Origin of the sequence: Anabaena sp. CCY 0017, assembly GCF_963920885.1 — a bacterium.
In the GTDB taxonomy this organism is placed as follows: Bacteria; Cyanobacteriota; Cyanobacteriia; order Cyanobacteriales; family Nostocaceae; genus Nodularia.
This window is the reverse complement of the sequence record NZ_CAWUDG010000017.1, coordinates 12,754-31,330: the sequence shown is the minus strand read 5'-3', so window position 1 is coordinate 31,330 and position 18,577 is coordinate 12,754. Positions and strand designations below refer to the sequence as shown.

Sequence of the window (18,577 nt, the reverse complement as noted above, 5' to 3'; positions counted from 1 at the left end):
ATTTTATGCGATCGCTTCAGGGTCAACACCTAACTCACGTAACTTTGCTGCTAACATTTCCGCACGTTGATGTTCTTGTTCGGCACGTTGGTGTTCTTGTTCAGCACGTTGGCGTTCTTGTTCGACTTGTTCGCTACTCCACAACAGCAAATTGCCTTCTTGATCCCACCACCGTAGCCAATTCATAGTTTGGCATAATCTTTCACCTTGCCAAATTCCGAGAAATAATTCTAACTCAGGAATCCAGTAACGTCCATTGGCATCTGCTGACACTAAACTATACTGTCCATTTTGTAAATATCTGACTTCTAAAATTACTTCGTAAGGATCATAGGTGATGTAAGTGGGAACTTTGAGAATATGTTCGTAAAAATACAGTTTACCGTAAGGTGGCGTGGAACGGATTGATAATTCGCCATTTTCGGTGTCTGACAAAAATTCCATGACTACAGCCACAGCCGCGCCTTCTAAATTGGGGGTATAACTACGACGAATTACACCTGAAGCTACAGGCTGCACTTGAGGCACATAGAACCAATCAGGTGCTTTAACAACAATTTTTTTCTTGACTGTGGCTACCAGCCCAAAATTAGAGCCAATCAGCATCTGGGGTTGGATGCGTTGTGTAGAGCCTAAAGCAGCTGTCAGCGCTGATGCTAAAGCAGGTTGCTGTATATTTTCCACGGGATCATCAGGTAAAATGAAATCGGCGGGAAGTGCTTCCCAAGTAATATTTAATTCTTTTTGAGTTTTTTGAGTAGGGTGAATTTGTAGAACCATAAGACTACTCCTAGTATTCAGTATATTCAGTTAGGGAAACTGGCGAGCGCGCACTTCTGAGGCATAATCTTGGACAGCTTTGGTAATTGTCTCGCGCAGATTTGTGTACACTTTGGCAAAAGGTGGCTGCTTCTCTGATAGACCAAGGACATCTGAGGTAACTAACACCTGTCCATCACAATGAACTCCCGCACCAATACCAATGGTGGGAATATTTAATTTTTGTGTAATCTGCATTGCCAAATCTGCGGGAATATGCTCTAACAATACAGAGAATACACCGGCTTGTTCGAGTGCGATCGCTTCGTTAAAAATTCTTTCCCCAGCTTCTTGAGTTTTCCCCTGTTGTCGCAGTCCCAGTTGATGAACTGATTGGGGTGTTAAACCTACATGACCCATCACCGGGATTCCGGCTTGTACCAACCGGGCAATAGTTTCCACCATCGCCGGATAACCACCTTCTAACTTAACAGCTTGAGCGCCTGTTTCCTTAAGTACCAATCCAGCCGAGTGCATCGCTTGAGAAATGCTTTCTTGGTAAGTCAAAAATGGCAAATCAACCACAACTAAAGCCTGTTTCACACCACGACGCACAGCTTTAGCATGGTGCAGCATTTCCTCTAGGGTAATTGGTAGCGTAGTTTTATATCCTAAAACAGCCGCCATTGAGTCACCTACTAGGATTAAGTCTACCCCAGCCGCGTCCAGAATTTGAGCGATCGCATAATCCCAGGCAGTCAACGCAACAATTGACCGCCCCTGTTGTTTGAATTGAATTAATTGCCCAGTAGTAATTGCCATATTTTTAAGTAGGGAACAGGGAGTAGGGATAAATCATCAGGATGAGGATGAGGATATTCTAATTCATTCCCCCCTGCCCCCTGCCCCCCTGCCTCTTCTCCCCCTGCCTCATTCAACCGCCCGACTAAAAGCCAGATGAGGTTTTGCACTGTCCCTCGTGGGCATTAACCAACCTAGACCTTCACTAGTCCCAATCCATAATTTATTCCCGACATCGGGCGCAAGGGTAAGAACTCGACTAGAAGGAAGTCCCGCAACTTCGTCTAATACAGCCCCTGTCTGTGGATTTAATCGTAACAAACCATTGCGAGTTCCTACCCACACACTCCCATCTTGGGCAAAGCGCACTGCTGTGACATTTCGCCCCCGGAGTGGAGTTACAGACCGTAAAACTACACCTGTTTTGGGATTAATAACTAGCAAATTATTTGGCATTCCCGCCCAAATTAAACCGGATGGACTAATAGCTAGGGTTTGCACGTTCGACCCAGGTAACTGGTTAATCCGCTTCATAATTAAAGCACTGGCAGTATTTACCCGCACCAGTCCATCTAAAGTCCCAATCCATAGCTGACCTTCAGCATCTAAAGTCATAGCGTTGGCGCTGACACCAGGCAAATTTTTTAATGTTGTCATAATTAAGCCTTGGTCTGGGCTAACTAATGCCAACCCATTATCGGTTCCAGTCCACAAATAGCCCCGTTTGTCAACCAACAAAGATAAAACCCGTTTGGAAGGCAAAAATAAATTCTGGGCGGTAATTTCGCTCGTGCGGGGGTCTACTCGCTGTAGTCCTTCATAAGTCCCGACCCATAAACGACCCACTTTATCTTGTGCTAATGCCCCAATTGCTACATTCGGTAAACTCACACGCGATAAAATTCTACCTGTATTGGGGTCAATGCGCGATAATCCTCGCCATGAACCCACCCAGAGATTACCTGTAAAATCTCCTAGTAGGTTACTAACACGATAATCTGTTTCGAGCGATCGCTCTTGGATTCCTCGTTCATCAGGTAAAAGGTCTACTCTCGGAGGTGGTGGAGTAGCCGGATAAGCAGGAGTTAGCTCAGATGAATCAACGTCAGGAGTTTTTTGTGGCGGCGCATTAGAATCAATTTTGTCTGCCCTGGCCACATTTGTCATCGTTATAAGACCAATGCTAGGCAGAGCTATCAACCCCAAAAATACAGAAGTAAGCAATAATTTATGACGTTTGCGAAGTGATGCGACCATGACATTTCCTTTGAAGACAGTACCCACAGCCATTACCTAAACTAGCTAGCAGTTAATTCCAGTGTTCCCCCAGTCAGGGTGTTTTAAACTTCAGTAGCAATTTTTTGTAAATAAATTAGTTATTTAGTCATTAGTTTCTCACACAGTCCTCGCTTCGTACTCTCCATTCGCTACTCCCGTACAGTCAGACTTTACTTTTCTACATAAAACTTAATAAAAGGTTTAAATATTTATGTAATAACAAAATTAAATATATAAGTTAAAAATTTTCAAAGAATAACTTATCAAATTATTGATATATTGTGAGACAAGCTACAAATTACGTGGTGTGCAATTTCTTTTTATTTCGCTTATCACTCTGCTGAGTTTCTGTCAAGCAAATTCTCTCTGAGTATGTTTACCATTATTAGGGGACATATTAGGAGTGCGTCGCCGGGAATGGGTATCAACCAGCCCACTGCCTTAAAAACCCCGATATGTAGGGGAAATAATTTAATACTTCCCGCAAAACCGGAGTTTTTGCTGGAAATAGAAAAATTTAGCGGGGTAAGAGAAAGAGATAAAAGAAAATTTTTATTCACGGGATGAGGAAAAAGCACCAAGTGTAAGTTCACGCACCCCAAATTGGGGAGAACATTTGTGAATAAATGTTACTAAATGTTCGTTGCTAGAAAATCTACCCGCCAAAGCCAACCTCTAACAAAAAATTTTTCCTGATTTTCCCCTCAATTAGTGAGGGGAAAAAGCGGGAGTGAAAGAAAGTTGCACAGAACGTGATTTGATGAAGTAATTAAAGAGTGACTTCTTGGAAGGGAATTTATGTCTTACGCTCAAACTAAGACCCAGAGCAAATCAGGGTACCAAGCCGGTGTTAAAGATTACAGACTAACTTATTACACCCCAGACTACACACCTAAAGATACAGATATTCTTGCAGCATTCCGGATGACTCCCCAACCTGGAGTGCCTCCCGAAGAAGCAGGTGCTGCTGTGGCGGCTGAGTCCTCCACCGGTACTTGGACAACTGTATGGACAGACTTGCTCACCGACCTCGACCGCTACAAAGGTCGTTGCTACGACATCGAACCAGTTGCTGGTGAAGATAACCAATACATCTGCTACGTTGCTTATCCTCTAGACTTGTTCGAGGAAGGCTCCGTCACCAATATGTTGACCTCAATTGTAGGTAACGTATTTGGTTTTAAAGCTCTGCGGGCGCTACGTTTGGAAGACTTGCGGATTCCCGTTGCATACCTGAAGACTTTCCAAGGACCTCCTCACGGTATTCAAGTAGAACGTGACAAATTAAACAAATATGGTCGTCCTTTGTTGGGTTGTACCATTAAGCCTAAATTAGGTTTGTCCGCTAAAAACTACGGACGTGCTGTATACGAATGCTTGCGCGGTGGTTTGGACTTCACCAAAGATGACGAAAACATCAACTCTGCACCATTCCAAAGATGGCGCGATCGCTTCTTGTTTGTAGCAGATGCTATTCACAAAGCACAAGCAGAAACCGGCGAAATCAAAGGTCACTACCTGAACGTTACCGCCCCCACCTGCGAACAAATGTTGCAACGGGCTGAGTTCGCTAAAGAACTCAAAATGCCCATCATTATGCATGACTACCTGACCGCAGGTTTCACAGCTAACACCACATTGTCTCATTGGTGTCGCGCTAACGGTGTATTACTGCACATTCACCGTGCTATGCACGCCGTTATCGACCGTCAAAAGAACCACGGTATTCACTTCCGCGTATTGGCTAAAACCCTACGGATGTCTGGTGGTGATCACATTCACACCGGTACAGTGGTTGGTAAATTGGAAGGCGAACGTGGTATCACAATGGGCTTCGTTGACCTATTGCGTGAAAACTACGTTGAAAGAGACTTGTCTCGCGGTATCTACTTTACCCAAGACTGGGCTTCTATGGGTGGCGTAATGGCAGTTGCTTCCGGTGGTATCCACGTATGGCATATGCCCGCACTTGTAGAAATCTTCGGTGATGACTCCGTACTACAATTTGGTGGTGGTACACTTGGTCACCCCTGGGGTAACGCACCTGGTGCAACCGCTAACCGCGTAGCTTTGGAAGCTTGTATCCAAGCTCGTAACGAAGGCCGCAACTTGGCTCGTGAAGGTAACGACGTGATCCGCGAAGCTGCTAAGTGGAGTCCTGAATTGGCTGTGGCTTGCGAACTTTGGAAAGAAATCAAGTTCGAGTTCGAGGCCATGGATACTGTCTGATCCTCAAGTAACTAGTAAAAAGTTAAAGAGTAAAAGAAAATAATATTCTTTCTTTTTACTTTTTACTTTAGCTTTTTACTTTTTATGGGCTGGGGACAAACATGAATCTTAAGCAAATTGCCAAGGATACAGCCAAGACATTGCAAAGCTACCTGACTTATCAGGCGCTGAAAACAGTATTGGCACAGCTAGGCGAAACAAATCCACCGTTGGAACTTTGGCTACATAACTTTTCCTCTGGCAAAATCCAGGATGGAGAAGCGTATATTCAGCAACTGTTTCTGGAAAAGCCAGATTTGGCTTTACGGATTATGACTGTCAGAGAACACATCGCGGAGGAAGTCGCCGATTTTCTTCCCGAAATGGTTCGCACTGGCTTTCAGCAAGCCAACATGGAACAACGTCGCCAGCATCTCGAACGCATGACACGAATAGATACATCTCACCCCAGTCCAAACTCGGAACAGCAGACAAGTTCAGATTTCAATAGTGAACAGTGATAGTTTTTAACTGATAACTGTTTACTAATAAGTCATATCAATCGCAACCCATTATCAAAAGCTATGCAAACTTTACCAAAAGAGCGTCGTTACGAAACCCTTTCTTACCTTCCACCCCTGTCTGATGCTCAAATTGCCAAGCAGGTTCAGTACATCTTGACTCAAGGTTACATTCCAGCTATTGAGTTCAACGAAGTTTCTGAACCAACAGAAATGTTCTGGACAATGTGGAAATTGCCTTTGTTCGGCGCTAAGTCCACTCAAGAAGTATTGAGCGAAGTTCAATCTTGCCGTTCTCAGTACAGCAACTGCTTTATCCGTGTTGTTGGTTTTGACAACATCAAGCAGTGTCAAGTTCTTAGCTTTATTGTTCACAAGCCCAGCACCAGCAGATACTAAGAATTGGATTTTTGAATTGATTTGGGGGAAGTTGAATTAATTTTTCCCCCGTTAGAGAGGTAGAGTTTTCTGCCTCTCTTATTTATTAATTAAAGTAGTGGCGTGACAAGCTTAAAATGTTGCAAAAAATTGTAGGTTGGGTTGAGGTTTTGGGAAACCCAACATCATTGGCAACGTTGGGTTGCGCTACGCTTAACCCAACCTACGTCTAATGCACTATTTTAGGCTTGCCACGCCAGTAGGTGGAAATATTACGCCAACTTAATAGAGGAAGAGTTTTGATGAGCTTTGAGCATCCCAAGCAAATTAGAATTTGTTTTTTGGGTGAATCTTTTGTTAACGGTGCGGGTGATCCTGAATGTCTGGGTTGGACAGGTCGAATATGTGTGAATGCTAATAAAAAAGGTCATGATATTACCTACTATAATTTAGGCGTGCGCCGAGAAACGAGTACTGAACTCAGAAACCGTTGGTTAAAGGAAGTTTCTTCTCGCTTACCAAAAGAATATGACGGCAGAGTTGTATTTTCTTTTGGTGTTAATGATACAACTATAGAAAATGGTAAAACCCGTGTTTCAATCACAGAATCACTGGAAAATATTCATCATATTTTAAATGAGGCTAAACAGTTATATCCTGTGTTGATGGTTAGTCCACCACCATGTTTTGATCAGGAACAAGAGGGGAGAAATCAAAGAATCGTGAATTTATCTCAAGGATTTTCTTTAGTTTGTGATGAATTAAATGTGCCTTATTTAAATGTATTTCCCATATTAGAAAAATCAAATATTTGGATACATGAGGCAAAAAATTATGATGGCGCTCATCCTAGAAGCGCAGGTTACGCAGAATTTGCCCAAATTGTAGATAATTGGGATGCTTGGTTAAATTGGTTTAAATAAGAATTGCCTATACTAGATGTAGATATAAGTTTTTGAGGAATTTGTTATGAAAGCATCGGTAGAACCAAGCTTGAGTAAAAATCTCCAAATTCCACCTTTAGAAAGTGGCGATCGCCTGACTCGTCACGAATTTGAACGGCGATACACAGCAATGCCGAATCTGAAGAAAGCTGAACTTATAGAAGGAATTGTATACGTGGCCTCACCTTTGCGTTTTAGAAGTCATGGAAAGCCTCACGGAGATTTGATTATTTGGTTGGGAACTTATAAAGTTGCTACTCCTGGGGTAGAGTTAGGTGATAATGTTACAGTCCGTCTGGATTTAGATAATGAACCACAACCGGATGTTGTCCTGATAGTTGATGAACAACTGGGTGGACAAGCACATATTAGCGATGATGACTACGTAGAAGGCGCACCGGAATTAGTCGCAGAAGTTGCGGCTAGTAGTGCTGCTAATGATTTATATGATAAAAAACGGGTATATCGCCGTACTGGTGTAAAAGAATATCTGGTTTGGCAAATTTTCGATCATAAATTCGATTGGTTTTTTTTAGAAAACGGTGAATATATATCATTAGAACCCGATGCTAACGGTATTATTAAAAGTCGCGTTTATCCTGGTTTATGGTTGGATGTAGCCGCATTATTATCAGGGGAAATGACACAAGTTTTAGCAGTGCTACAGCAAGGTTTAAACTCGCAAGAACATCAAGAATTTTTACAAAGATTATCAAAAATATCTAATTAAGCTATATCGAGGTCAAAATCATGACTCAAATTACTGTATCTGAAGCATCTCAAAATTTACCAGAATTGATTGAAGCAGCGCTTTCTGGTGAGGAGATTATCATTATTAAAGAAAATCAACCAGTTGTTAAGTTAATTCCTGTAATTCCAGTCAAACGCCGTCCCACATTTGGTAGCGCCAAGGGATTGGTGACAATATCTGATGACTTTGATGAACCACTAGAAGATTTTAAGGAATATATGGAATGAGACAAATCCTGGACACTCATATTTTGATTTGGTTTGTGTCTGGTGATCCAAGAATTAGCGCTAGTATGCGATCGCAGATTGAAAATAATGATAATCTCGTAAGTATTGCCAGTGTTTGGGAAATGGCAATTAAGCATAGTATCGGTAAACTCAACTTCCAGCCTACCTTTAACGAGTTTATCGAACAGCAAATAATTATGAATGGAATTGAATTATTACCAATCAGAATAGACCATATTGCTGTTATCTCATCACTACCGTTACATCATCGTGACCCGTTTGACAGATTGTTAATTGCCCAGTCCATAGTGGAAAATATACCGATACTCAGTGCTGATCAGATTTTTGATGCGTATCCAATTCAGCGTTTGTGGTAGGTAGCACTGAATTTATACCAAAAGATAAATTAACAAGATGCACCAAAAAAACTTAGCATTGTTCAATAAGTCCTAATCAATAATTTTATGAGTTACTACATTGCTCCCCGCTTTCTAGACAAACTTGGCGTTCACATTACCAAAAATTTCTTGAATCTACCTGGGGTGCGAGTTCCCGTGATTCTAGGGATTCATGGACGCAAAGGCGAAGGAAAGACATTTCAGTGTCAGTTAGTCTTCGAGAAAATGGGTATCGAAGTGACTAACATCTCAGGTGGAGAATTGGAGAGTCCCGATGCTGGCGACCCGGCGCGGTTGATTCGTTTGCGTTATCGGGAAACCGCAGAATTAATTAAAGTGCGTGGCAAAATGTGCGTGCTGATGATTAATGATTTAGATGCGGGTGCGGGACGCTTTGACGAAGGTACTCAATATACTGTAAATACTCAGTTGGTAAATGCCACACTGATGAATATTGCTGATAATCCTACAGATGTGCAGTTACCTGGAAGTTACGATTCTACACCGTTACATCGTGTCCCGATTATTGTCACAGGGAATGATTTTTCCACTCTCTACGCGCCATTAATTCGGGATGGACGGATGGAGAAATTTTACTGGGAACCAGATAGAGACGACAAGGTGGGAATTGTTAGCGGAATTTTTGCAGAAGATGGACTTTCTCGGCGGGAAGTTGAACAGCTAGTTGATACTTTTTCTCATCAATCTATTGACTTTTATAGTGCTTTGCGATCGCGTATTTATGATGAACAAGTACGTGAATTTATCCATAAAGTCGGTTTTGAGCGTGTATCTTTGCGTGTGGTCAACAGCGCTGAGAAGCCCCCAGAGTTTAAAAAACCGGATTTCAGCTTGTCTAACCTGGTAGAGGCTGGTAACTTCATGGTGGGTGAACAACAACGGGTGGACAATTCCCAATTAGTTGATGAATACAATCGACTGAATCGCGGGAGTAAAAATTATCAACCTGCACCACCTGCGCCTGTGACACCTAGTGATACTTTTCAGCAACCTAAAAACGGGAATGGATTTCAGACCCCAAAAGGGTCAAATACCCATTTAAGCCTAGAGACACAAGAACAAATCCGGCAAATTTTAGCTCAAGGTCACAGAATTAACTTTGAACACGTAGATGAACGTCGCTTCCGCATGGGTTCTTGGCAAAGTTGCGGTACAACTCAGATCAATGCTGAATGGGATGCAATATCAGCGTTAGAATCCTGTTTAGCTGAATACGAGGGTGAGTACGTGCGCTTGGTAGGAATTGATCCGAAAGCTAAACGGCGAGTAGTAGAAACCATTATTCAGCGTCCGAATGGTCAGAATTAATCTGAGGTGATGTCGCCTCAAATACAATAGAAAGATCCCCGACTTCTTCAAGAAGTCGGGGATCTGAGCCTCTCGCAGTTTCCCTTCTTCCTTTGTGTACTTTGCGTACTAAAGCCCTGGGGGCATACGCTGCGCGGTAAGCGTTCGCGTTAGCGTGCCGGAGGCTCTAGCTATGCCGAAGGCTTTATGCGGTTAGTTCCTCTTATCAGGGAACACCAAAAAATGAATTACTATGCAACAACAAAAACCAATTGCGGTGGAATTTCGGGATGTCACCTTTAGCCGCAACCATCGCCCTTTAGTATCTCATCTTAATTTCTCTATTAGCCAGGGAGAAGCTTTAGTATTACTCGGACGTAGTGGTAGCGGCAAAACTACTACTATGAAGTTAATCAATCGCCTCTTCACACCTACGCAAGGTGAAGTATTATTTAATGGCATTCCGACAAATCAATGGGATGAAATTAAATTGCGGCGCAATATTGGTTATGTCATTCAAGAAACTGGGTTATTTCCCCATTTCACGGTAGAACGTAATGTGGGTTTAGTCCCTAATTTACTCGGTTGGCAATCTAAACAAATTAAAACACGGGTTTATGAATTGTTGCAGATGGTAGGTTTAGATCCTGCACAATTTGCAGCGCGTTATCCTCATGAACTTTCTGGAGGACAAAAGCAACGAGTGGGTGTAGCTAGGGCATTAGCAGCCGATCCACCAGTATTATTGATGGATGAACCTTTCGGCGCACTCGATCCCATTACCCGTTTAGAACTGCAACAAGAGTTTCGCCGCTTACAACGGGAATTGAACAAGACAGTGGTGTTTGTCACCCATGATATTCAAGAAGCCTTTGTTTTAGCTTCACGAATTGGGCTAATGTGTGGGGGAGAATTGGTAGTATTAGGGACAAAGGAAGAATTTAAGCGATCGCAACACCCAGAAAGCCTAGCTTTTCTGCAATGTCTGCAATCACTACAAGAAACTTTATGAAAGACTTTTTCTTGATCAAGTATGCGCCGGAAATCCTGCGACATACCCTAGAACACTTATTTATGGTGAGTATTGCGATCGCCACTGCTACACTCATTGGTATTCCTTTAGGTATTTTAATCACCCGTAAAACTCACCTGCGCCAACCTATTCTCGGTATTGCCAATATTCTGCAAACGATCCCCAGCTTGGCATTATTTGGTTTACTGATTCCAGTCCCCGTAATTGGTGGGATTGGGGTTGTACCAGCAATTTTTGCCCTGACTTTATATTCCTTTCTGCCCATAATCCGCAATACTTATACTGGTATAACTGGGGTAGATCCAGCGATTCGGGAGGCTGGGAGAGGTATGGGAATGACAGATCGACAATTGTTGTTACAAGTAGAGATACCCTTAGCAATGGGGGTTATTTTGGCAGGTGTGCGCGTAGCAACAGTCATTTCTATCGGGATTGCTACAATTGCCGCAGCCATTGGTGCTGGTGGTTTGGGCGTGTTTATTTTTCGGGGAATTGCCGTAGTCAATAATCAGTTAATTTTAGCGGGTGCTGTGCCGGCGGCGATGATTGCATTACTCGCTGATTTGGGTATTGGTTGGCTAGAAACGAAATTAAAAGTAAAAATTTAAAATTAAAACTCTGGTAAATCATTACATAAATACGAGAGTTTTAATTCGTAGGAAATCATGAAAAAGTTATTGAGTTTGTGTCTATTAAGCTTTGTCTTAGTGATAGCAATATCTAGTTGTAATTTCAATGCTACCACTGGCGGTGCTGGTGATATTGTTGTTGCTTCTAAAGATTTTACTGAACAAGATATATTAGGAGAACTGTTAGCACAACAAATTGAAGATACTACTGATTTAAAAGTAACTCGCCGTCCTCGTTTAGGTGGTTCTTTTGTTTGCCATAATGCTATTCTCGCCGGACAAATTGATGCCTATATTGAGTACACAGGCACAGCTTTTACTGGCATTTTAAAGAAAGAAGCAATTAATGATCCACGAGTAGTCCATGAGCAGTTAAAACAGGCTTATGCAGAACAGTTTAATTTAGAAGTAATGCCTAGTTTAGGGTTTGAAAATACTTTTGCCATAATTATTCGGGGTGAAGATGCTCAACGCTACAAAATTCAAACTCTCTCACAAGCTGCGAAATATACACCTCAATGGCGCGGTGGGTTTGGCTATGAATTTTTGGAACGGGAAGATGGTTTTCCAGGGTTAGCGAAAACCTACGGTCTAAGTTTTGCTAAACCTCCCCAAATTATGGACTTGGGTTTAATATATCGGGCTTTAATTCAAAAACAAGTGGATATGGTAGCAGGTAATTCTACAGATGGGCAAATCTCCCGACTGGGATTGGTCGTACTTGAAGATGATCAAAAATATTTTCCCCCTTATGAAGCTACGCCTATTGTCCGTAAAGAAACTTTAGATAAATATCCACAATTAAGAGAGGCTATAAATCAACTTACTGGAAAAATTACAAGTGATGAAATGCGACAGTTAAATAATTTAGTTGAAGGTGAATTACAGGATATTAAAACTGTGGTGCGCGAGTTTCGCAAATCTCAGGGTTTGTAATTTATAATTCGTAATTCGTAATTCCGACAGCATCAGCATTCTATTTATAGCAACCGCCAAGGAGGTTAGGACATTGTTGATTTCCGAAAATTTTAATAGTGATGGTGCGTTACGGATTTCATCCTAATGCACCCTACTGGATTGACAAGCCTAAAACAATTGCATTAGAAGTAGGTTGGGTTAAGCACAGCACAACCCAACGCTGCCAATGATGTTGGGTTTCCTGAAGTCAACCCAACCTACAATTTTTTGCATCATTTTAAGCTTGCCACGCCACTACAATACTTATTTTTTTCATAAATCAAATATGATTCCTATAGTGTATGGCAAAGTGCTGTAAAAATTAAACCTTTTGAGTTACGGTTTTGGTCTGATAAATTTTGACTAATCTATCAATACCTTTAAAACGATAATGCCCCATTTCTTTAAAGTCTGAGGATTCTGAAAGCATGAAATAAGTGGCTTCAGTGATGACGCATTCACTGGGCGGACATACTGCTTCCATCCGAGCTGCAAGATTAATCGCTGCTCCTAATGCTGTGTAATCTACCCTTTGAGAACTGCCAACATCCCCTACCACAGCTTTACCACTGTTAATAGCAATACGTAGCTGTAGAGGTTCTTGCCAAAAACCACTAGCATTGAGACGTTCTAAACGAGCTAGCATTCCCTTAGCAGCAGCAGTGGCGCGATTAGCATGATCTAGTTGGGGTTCTGGTGCGCCAAAAAATGCCATAATACAATCACCAATGTATTTATCCAAAGTGCCACCATAGGTAAACACTTCTTGCAACATCTCTTCAAATAAATTATTCAATAATTCCGCGACCGCAGTTGGTTTTAACCGTTCTGAAATTGCCGTAAACCCAACTAAATCTGCAAATACAACACTGATTTCACTTTCTGCGGGTGGTAAACGACCATCAGGTAAACCGCCTACAGAGATTAAATGCTGTACAACGGCTGGAGAATGATAACGCTCTAATCGATGACGAATTACCTCTTCAGTTTTTAATTTCTCTGCCAACAGCCAACGCTGCACACTAGAAGCGACAAGATTTGCTAAAGCTGAAAAAAAGCTGAGTTCTTCCTCCCCTTCATTTGCCCAATGGGAAGAAGAAAGATGAGCATCAGCATAAAGAACACCGACAACTTTATTTTCATCCCACAAAGGTACTGCCATAGCGCTACGGATGCCTTTCACCAAAATGCTGTGTTCTCCCGAAAAACGTTCATCCTCTTGGGCATCAGCAGTTTGAATGGCAATTTTTTCCTCAAATACTTTTTGACAGATACTGCGACTAATCCAGTCACCTTCACCTGCTAGATATTTCTGTTGGGAAATGTCTCTAGTAGCAGCATTCATTAATTTCAATTGACCGCGCCCATTGACATCAATCAATAATGCCAAGCGGTCTATGCTATCGAGATAACGAAAGACAACTTGTTGCACTTGAGAGAAAATCTCTTCTATGGATGCTGCTGCACAGAGATTTTTGGCTATATCTACTAAGTCTTTGAGGCGGGCAATGGTTTGGTCTTTATTGCTGGTTTCCCCCTCTGGGCTATCAGCTTCTATCCATTGCTGTTGCAGTTGCTTGACGTTGTGAAAAATTGTTCTGGGCTTAGAAGCGTATTCTGCGATAGTTTCCTGATTTGTACAATGTGTAACAGTATTAGTAAACAGCACTTCCAAACTCGCATTTCCCAGCCAAATCATATCACCATGATGCAACTCTTGGGTATTACTAATCAGATTTTGATTCACCTGCGTCCCGTTTTTGCTGCCTAAATCCTCAATAGTCCATACACCATTAACAGTTTTTACCAGTCGGGCGTGTCTCCGGGAAACTCCGCCAAAAGGTAAGTACAAGTCACATTCGGGCAACCGCCCAATTGTGAATAGGTCTTGATTCACTGTCAACGTTCTTTCCGTTTCTCCCTGTTGTATGCGTAACGTGATTTCAGTCATAAGTGTGATGTGCCTATCCTGGAAGCTGGGAACGCAAGGATTTTTGATATAAATAATACCCAGGCTGAATCCTTTACCTTCTCTTTATGACACTGTTAATGGCATTAAGACAACTGCTTGTCTAAAATATCACAAATATGATCTAAATATAGCTGGAATTACCCGGTATAGCATTTGGGCTGTAACTGCGATGCGATCGCTTACAACATACTGATATAAGTTCGATTAAAATTCTACAGTAAAAACCGCAGATTATAATAAATCCATCATCGATTTGTATATTACCATTCCCGTGCTATGCCCAATCATTAGTATCAACTTGCCCAAAATCCTGTTCAATAATCGGGCTTACATTATTTTAGGAACTGTAAAATTTTAATAATTGTCTCCCAAAGCGATATCTATTAGAAAGCTCATTAGCGTACTTCTTAGACCAACCCTCATCTATCAAAAGTTTCTCTAAAGTTGATTCATCCAACAAAGAATTTTCCTGATGTCCCTGAATGATCAACTCAACAAAACTCTGTTCATCGCGAGGATGTGGACCTCCAGTTGACTTATTCGCACAATTTGAAAAGCGTCTAAGTTTTTCTGCAAGTTCTGGATTCATTGAATTATCAATAGTTCTTTCAGCTAAAGAAGTTAAAACTCTGATCTCTAAACCTTGTACAGCAGGTTCGACGAATTTAGTTAAAAACTCTTCTAGGATAACGTTATAAAGTTCTATTTCCAACTCGACTTCTTTTGGTTTAAAAGAAAGTACTTCTCTAAGCCTCTGCGTGAATCTCAGAAGTTTGCACCGTTGCTTGAGGCTTTCGACTTGACTATTTCTATTTATGTAATTACAATGTAGATACCAGCCTATTCTCTATAAAATAAAATGGGTAAAGCTATTAAAACCCGAATAGTAAAAATCGGCAATTCCCAAGGACTTCGTATACCCAAAAACCTATTAGAACAAAGCGGTATTAACTTAGAAGTAGAAATTGAAGTTCATGGAAATCATCTGATTATTCGCCCAGTTGAACAAGCAAGGGCGAATTGGGACAAAGCATTTGCAGCAATGGCACAAAAACATGATGATGTCCTATTAGATGATACCAATACAACAGAATGGGATCAGCTTGAATGGGAATGGTAGTCAACCGATTTGATGTTTTCCTAGTTAACCTTGATCCTACCATTGGGAGAGAAATTCAAAAAACACGCCCCTGTTTAGTAATTTCACCAAACGAGATCAACCACCATATTGCCACCGTCATTGTTGCACCAATGACCACAAAAGGACAAACATATCCTACAAGGGTAACTTGTCAATTTCAAGGACAAAATGGACAAATTGTACTTGACCAAATTCGTACAGTAGATAAAACTCGATTAGTCAAATTGCTTGGCCAAATTAGCGCAGAAGAACAAAAAACAGTTCTTGACATCTTAGCCCAAATGTTTGCAGAATAAGTTAACCTCATTCAGCATAAAACAAAGACGCAGAAAACCCTCTCTGCGCCTGTTGCGTCTGGTGCGTGAAAAATCTTCCTAATTAAACCATCTCAGATGATGGCTGTGCCACAGGAGCCGACTGCTGAGGCTGGAACATAAACAACGAGTAAACCACATCTCGGCGGATGTTGACCATCATATCCAAGAACAGTTCATAACCCTCGCTCTTATACTCAATCAACGGGTCTTTCTGCCCATAACCACGCAAACCTACAGATTCGCGTAAAGCATCCATTTGTTGCAGGTGTTCCCGCCACAGAGTATCAATGCGCTGCAAAATAAAGAACCTTTCAGCCTGTCGCATCAGTCCCGGTTGAATTTGGTCAATTTGGGCTTCTTTGAGGTCATAAGCAATTCGCACTTGTTCGTGGAGAAAAGCCTTAATCTCGCTCACGCTCATATCCTCTAACTGACTTGCTTCCATGTCGGCTAGCAGATAGACAAATTCCTTCACTTTCTCCACCAACTTTTGTAACTCCCACTCTTCGGAGGGTAAGTCTGGGTTGATGTAGAAATCAACGATTTCATCCATCGTTTTTTCAGCGTACTTGATTACCTGTTCTTTTAAGTCTTGACCTTCCAACACCCGACGACGTTCAGCGTAAATAGCGCGACGTTGGTTATTCATTACCTCGTCGTACTCAAACACCTGTTTACGGATGTCGTAGTAATAGGTTTCAACTTTTTTCTGTGCGCCTTCCAAACTGCGAGTCAGCATCCCGGATTCAATGGGCATATCTTCCTCTACTTGGAAAGCATTCATTAATCCAGCGACGCGATCGCCTCCAAAAATCCGCAGTAAGTTATCCTCTAAACTGAGGAAAAATCGTGTCGAACCGGGGTCTCCTTGTCGTCCCGCCCGTCCCCGCAATTGGTTATCAATCCGCCGTGATTCGTGGCGTTCTGTACCAATGACGTGCAAACCACCTAATTCAATCACTTCATTGTGTTCTGTCTCGGTGAATTGTTCGTACTCCTGCTTCACACGGTTGTAAGCTTCCCGCAACCTCAGAATTACAGCGTCATCGATGGGAGCTTTTTCGGCGGCTACAGCTACCTTCTCTTCAGCTTCCAGTTCCGGTAAACTGCGATCGCCATACTCCCGCACAGCCACTTCCACAGCATCTTTTAATAACTGTTCAGTTTCCTTTGTCAGTTCAGTGGGGAAAATCTCCGGTGAAGCTCGCCAAGTTTTGACTTTCTTCCCAGGAACAAAACCTTGACCACCACCGTGTCCTGTGGGCAAGCCAGCAGCTCTTTGCACACCAAATACATCTTCATCTTCTGGCATGACAATTCGCGGCATAAAGTATTCCCGCAGCTTCAGACGTGCCATGTATTCGGAGTTACCACCCAGGATGATGTCTGTACCTCTACCAGCCATGTTTGTAGCGATAGTTACAGCCCCTCTGCGTCCAGCTTGGGCGACAATTTCTGCTTCCCGTTCCACGTTTTCTGGTCTAGCATTGAGCAGTTCGTGGGGAATTTCCATCTGCTTCAGTAACTGACTGAGATATTCCGATTTTTCTACACTAGTTGTTCCTACTAAGACTGGTCTGCCCAGTTCGTGCATTTCGGCACATTCTCCGGCGATCGCCCGCCATTTCCCCGGTTCAGTTTTAAACACCATATCCGGCCAGTCCTGCCGTCTTCTGATTCTATTGGTGGGGATTACCGCAACTTGTAATTTATAGATTTTTTCAAATTCTGGCTCTTCAGTTTTTGCCGTTCCTGTCATCCCACCGAGTTTGGGATAAAGCAAGAACAAATTTTGATAAGTAATTGTCGCCAGAGTTTGAGTTTCCGGTTGAATATCTACGTGTTCTTTAGCTTCAATTGCTTGGTGTAAACCATCACTCCAACGCCTTCCAGGTAACACCCGTCCGGTAAATTCATCAACAATTACTACTTCCTTGTTACCAACGATGTAGTGCTTATCCTTGAGGAAAAGTTCCTTAGCTTTAATAGCATTGAACATGAAATGCGCCCAAGGATCTTCAGGGTCAAATAAATCTGTAACTCCCAAAAGATTTTCTGATTCCGCGAACCCTTCATCAGTTAACAGCACGTTACGAGCTTTTTCATCGACCTCGTAATGCTCATCTACTTGCAGTCTGGAAGCAATTTCCGCAGCTTGTAGGTATTTTTCAGTAGGTCTTTCTACCTGCCCAGAAATAATTAGCGGTGTCCGCGCCTCATCAACTAAAATCGAGTCTACTTCATCAATTACACAATAATTAAACGGGCGTTGTACCACATCAGCCATCGATGTGGCCATATTGTCCCGCAGGTAGTCAAAACCGATCTCACTGTTGGTGACATAAGTGATATCGCACGCATAGTTTTTCTGGCGTTCACTGGGAATCATGCTCGACTGAATTAGTCCCACACTCAATCCCAGAAACCGATGTACCTGTCCCATCCATTCAGCATCCCGACGAGCCAAGTAATCGTTGACTGTAATTACGTGTACGCCTTTACCACTCAGAGCATTTAAATAACTTGGCAAAGTAGCAACCAGAGTTTTACCTTCCCCGGTTTTCATTTCCGCAATTTGCCCAGAGTGGAGGATGACACCGCCCAACATCTGGACATCAAAATGTCGCAATCCCAAGACTCGCCGTCCGGCTTCTCTGACCACAGCAAAGGCTTCCGGCAGAATATCATCTAGCGTTTCGCCTTTGGCAAGTCGCTCTTGAAATTCTCTGGTTTTGCCTTTTAACTCCTCATCGGAAAGGGCTGCAATGTCTTCCTCTAAGAGGTTAATTTCACTAATGTAAGGTTGGTATTTTTTAAGCTTACGAGCGTTGGGATCGCCCAACAAAAGTTTTAGCATGGCAGATTATGGAACTAAGTCGAGGGTTACGGTGAATAAAGTTTTTGTATTGATTATAAGAATTTAACCCAGTCTAGCCATTTAGGTTTTAGATGGGT

General features: G+C 42.2%; 19 protein-coding genes. 13 read left to right on the top strand and 6 right to left on the bottom strand.

Features of this window, described 5'->3' with window-relative positions:
- Positions 1 to 3 precede the first annotated feature (3 nt).
- From ACM0OW_RS18530 to ACM0OW_RS18520, 3 genes are all read right to left on the bottom strand, one after another.
- On the bottom strand, positions 4 to 780 hold the full coding sequence (locus ACM0OW_RS18530) for a Uma2 family endonuclease (protein WP_414551624.1): 777 nt from the start codon (positions 778 to 780) through the stop codon (positions 4 to 6).
- A 30-nt stretch (positions 781 to 810) separates the two neighbouring features.
- Positions 811 to 1,581: a 3-methyl-2-oxobutanoate hydroxymethyltransferase gene (panB, locus tag ACM0OW_RS18525; protein ID WP_414551623.1), complete on the bottom strand. Its 771-nt coding sequence runs from the start codon at positions 1,579 to 1,581 to the stop codon at positions 811 to 813.
- 108 nt (positions 1,582 to 1,689) lie between these two features.
- On the bottom strand, positions 1,690 to 2,850 hold the full coding sequence (locus ACM0OW_RS18520) for a two-component regulator propeller domain-containing protein (protein WP_414551622.1): 1,161 nt from the start codon (positions 2,848 to 2,850) through the stop codon (positions 1,690 to 1,692).
- 786 nt (positions 2,851 to 3,636) lie between these two features.
- Between ACM0OW_RS18520 and ACM0OW_RS18515 the strand changes: the two genes are divergently transcribed.
- The 11 genes from ACM0OW_RS18515 to ACM0OW_RS18465 all read left to right on the top strand — a co-directional run bounded on the left by ACM0OW_RS18515 (position 3,637) and on the right by ACM0OW_RS18465 (position 12,171).
- Positions 3,637 to 5,067: a form I ribulose bisphosphate carboxylase large subunit gene (locus ACM0OW_RS18515; protein ID WP_089089999.1), complete on the top strand. Its 1,431-nt coding sequence runs from the start codon at positions 3,637 to 3,639 to the stop codon at positions 5,065 to 5,067.
- 101 nt (positions 5,068 to 5,168) lie between these two features.
- Positions 5,169 to 5,567, top strand: a complete 399-nt coding sequence (rcbX, locus tag ACM0OW_RS18510) for a RuBisCO chaperone RbcX (protein ID WP_414551621.1) — start codon at positions 5,169 to 5,171, stop codon at positions 5,565 to 5,567.
- A 63-nt stretch (positions 5,568 to 5,630) separates the two neighbouring features.
- Entirely contained in the window at positions 5,631 to 5,966 is a 336-nt protein-coding gene (locus ACM0OW_RS18505) for a ribulose bisphosphate carboxylase small subunit (RefSeq protein ID WP_414551620.1), read from the top strand.
- Between the two features lie 281 nt (positions 5,967 to 6,247).
- On the top strand, positions 6,248 to 6,868 hold the full coding sequence (locus ACM0OW_RS18500; protein WP_414551619.1) for a GDSL-type esterase/lipase family protein: 621 nt from the start codon (positions 6,248 to 6,250) through the stop codon (positions 6,866 to 6,868).
- A gap of 46 nt (positions 6,869 to 6,914) precedes the next feature.
- Positions 6,915 to 7,619 (top strand): Uma2 family endonuclease, encoded by a 705-nt coding sequence (locus ACM0OW_RS18495; protein WP_414551618.1) that lies wholly within the window; start codon positions 6,915 to 6,917, stop codon positions 7,617 to 7,619.
- Between the two features lie 20 nt (positions 7,620 to 7,639).
- A complete protein-coding gene (locus tag ACM0OW_RS18490; RefSeq protein WP_414551617.1) occupies positions 7,640 to 7,867 on the top strand; it encodes a type II toxin-antitoxin system Phd/YefM family antitoxin in 228 nt (75 codons plus the stop codon).
- On the top strand, positions 7,864 to 8,244 hold the full coding sequence (locus ACM0OW_RS18485) for a type II toxin-antitoxin system VapC family toxin (RefSeq protein WP_414551616.1): 381 nt from the start codon (positions 7,864 to 7,866) through the stop codon (positions 8,242 to 8,244). Before ACM0OW_RS18490 ends, ACM0OW_RS18485 begins: the two co-directional genes overlap by 4 nt.
- 87 nt (positions 8,245 to 8,331) lie before the next feature.
- A complete protein-coding gene (locus ACM0OW_RS18480) occupies positions 8,332 to 9,594 on the top strand; it encodes a ribulose bisphosphate carboxylase small subunit (RefSeq protein WP_414551615.1) in 1,263 nt (420 codons plus the stop codon).
- A gap of 232 nt (positions 9,595 to 9,826) precedes the next feature.
- The gene (locus ACM0OW_RS18475; RefSeq protein WP_414551614.1) at positions 9,827 to 10,585 is read left to right on the top strand and encodes an ATP-binding cassette domain-containing protein; all 759 of its coding nucleotides are present in this window, start codon (positions 9,827 to 9,829) and stop codon (positions 10,583 to 10,585) included.
- On the top strand, positions 10,582 to 11,214 hold the full coding sequence (locus tag ACM0OW_RS18470) for an ABC transporter permease (RefSeq protein ID WP_414551613.1): 633 nt from the start codon (positions 10,582 to 10,584) through the stop codon (positions 11,212 to 11,214). Before ACM0OW_RS18475 ends, ACM0OW_RS18470 begins: the two co-directional genes overlap by 4 nt.
- A gap of 57 nt (positions 11,215 to 11,271) precedes the next feature.
- Positions 11,272 to 12,171 carry a glycine betaine ABC transporter substrate-binding protein gene (locus tag ACM0OW_RS18465; protein ID WP_414551612.1) on the top strand — a complete coding sequence of 300 codons (900 nt, stop codon included), beginning with the start codon at positions 11,272 to 11,274 and terminating at the stop codon, positions 12,169 to 12,171.
- 343 nt (positions 12,172 to 12,514) lie between these two features.
- On the opposite strand, the gene ACM0OW_RS18460 is transcribed toward ACM0OW_RS18465, so the two are convergent.
- The gene (locus ACM0OW_RS18460; protein WP_414551611.1) at positions 12,515 to 14,143 is read right to left on the bottom strand and encodes an adenylate/guanylate cyclase domain-containing protein; all 1,629 of its coding nucleotides are present in this window, start codon (positions 14,141 to 14,143) and stop codon (positions 12,515 to 12,517) included.
- A gap of 358 nt (positions 14,144 to 14,501) precedes the next feature.
- Positions 14,502 to 14,876, bottom strand: coding sequence for a hypothetical protein (locus ACM0OW_RS18455; protein ID WP_414551610.1), 375 nt, complete (start codon positions 14,874 to 14,876; stop codon positions 14,502 to 14,504).
- 147 nt (positions 14,877 to 15,023) lie between these two features.
- Here ACM0OW_RS18455 and ACM0OW_RS18450 point away from each other — a divergent pair, with 147 nt between their 5' ends.
- Positions 15,024 to 15,284: an AbrB/MazE/SpoVT family DNA-binding domain-containing protein gene (locus ACM0OW_RS18450; protein ID WP_414551609.1), complete on the top strand. Its 261-nt coding sequence runs from the start codon at positions 15,024 to 15,026 to the stop codon at positions 15,282 to 15,284.
- Positions 15,278 to 15,601, top strand: coding sequence for a type II toxin-antitoxin system PemK/MazF family toxin (locus ACM0OW_RS18445; protein WP_414551608.1), 324 nt, complete (start codon positions 15,278 to 15,280; stop codon positions 15,599 to 15,601). The genes ACM0OW_RS18450 and ACM0OW_RS18445 overlap by 7 nt, the downstream gene beginning before the upstream one ends.
- An 82-nt stretch (positions 15,602 to 15,683) precedes the next feature.
- On the opposite strand, the gene secA is transcribed toward ACM0OW_RS18445, so the two are convergent.
- Complete coding sequence (gene secA, locus ACM0OW_RS18440) at positions 15,684 to 18,479, bottom strand: preprotein translocase subunit SecA (protein WP_414551607.1); 2,796 nt, start codon at positions 18,477 to 18,479, stop codon at positions 15,684 to 15,686.
- Positions 18,480 to 18,577 lie beyond the last annotated feature (98 nt).

Excerpts from the sequence above, each read along its gene's own strand:
- ACM0OW_RS18520 (WP_414551622.1), bottom strand. The coding sequence starts at position 2,850 with ATGGCTGTGGGTACTGTCTTCAAAGGAAATGTCATGGTCGCATCACTT.
- panB (WP_414551623.1), bottom strand. The coding sequence starts at position 1,581 with ATGGCAATTACTACTGGGCAATTAATTCAATTCAAACAACAGGGGCGG.
- ACM0OW_RS18490 (WP_414551617.1), top strand. The coding sequence starts at position 7,640 with ATGACTCAAATTACTGTATCTGAAGCATCTCAAAATTTACCAGAATTG.
- ACM0OW_RS18500 (WP_414551619.1), top strand. The coding sequence starts at position 6,248 with ATGAGCTTTGAGCATCCCAAGCAAATTAGAATTTGTTTTTTGGGTGAA.
- ACM0OW_RS18475 (WP_414551614.1), top strand. The coding sequence starts at position 9,827 with ATGCAACAACAAAAACCAATTGCGGTGGAATTTCGGGATGTCACCTTT.
- ACM0OW_RS18460 (WP_414551611.1), bottom strand. The coding sequence starts at position 14,143 with ATGACTGAAATCACGTTACGCATACAACAGGGAGAAACGGAAAGAACG.
- secA (WP_414551607.1), bottom strand. The coding sequence starts at position 18,479 with ATGCTAAAACTTTTGTTGGGCGATCCCAACGCTCGTAAGCTTAAAAAA.
- ACM0OW_RS18495 (WP_414551618.1), top strand. The coding sequence starts at position 6,915 with ATGAAAGCATCGGTAGAACCAAGCTTGAGTAAAAATCTCCAAATTCCA.
- ACM0OW_RS18480 (WP_414551615.1), top strand. The coding sequence starts at position 8,332 with ATGAGTTACTACATTGCTCCCCGCTTTCTAGACAAACTTGGCGTTCAC.
- ACM0OW_RS18485 (WP_414551616.1), top strand. The coding sequence starts at position 7,864 with ATGAGACAAATCCTGGACACTCATATTTTGATTTGGTTTGTGTCTGGT.
- ACM0OW_RS18505 (WP_414551620.1), top strand. The coding sequence starts at position 5,631 with ATGCAAACTTTACCAAAAGAGCGTCGTTACGAAACCCTTTCTTACCTT.
- ACM0OW_RS18445 (WP_414551608.1), top strand. The coding sequence starts at position 15,278 with ATGGTAGTCAACCGATTTGATGTTTTCCTAGTTAACCTTGATCCTACC.
- ACM0OW_RS18530 (WP_414551624.1), bottom strand. The coding sequence starts at position 780 with ATGGTTCTACAAATTCACCCTACTCAAAAAACTCAAAAAGAATTAAAT.
- ACM0OW_RS18465 (WP_414551612.1), top strand. The coding sequence starts at position 11,272 with ATGAAAAAGTTATTGAGTTTGTGTCTATTAAGCTTTGTCTTAGTGATA.
- ACM0OW_RS18450 (WP_414551609.1), top strand. The coding sequence starts at position 15,024 with ATGGGTAAAGCTATTAAAACCCGAATAGTAAAAATCGGCAATTCCCAA.
- ACM0OW_RS18515 (WP_089089999.1), top strand. The coding sequence starts at position 3,637 with ATGTCTTACGCTCAAACTAAGACCCAGAGCAAATCAGGGTACCAAGCC.
- rcbX (WP_414551621.1), top strand. The coding sequence starts at position 5,169 with ATGAATCTTAAGCAAATTGCCAAGGATACAGCCAAGACATTGCAAAGC.
- ACM0OW_RS18470 (WP_414551613.1), top strand. The coding sequence starts at position 10,582 with ATGAAAGACTTTTTCTTGATCAAGTATGCGCCGGAAATCCTGCGACAT.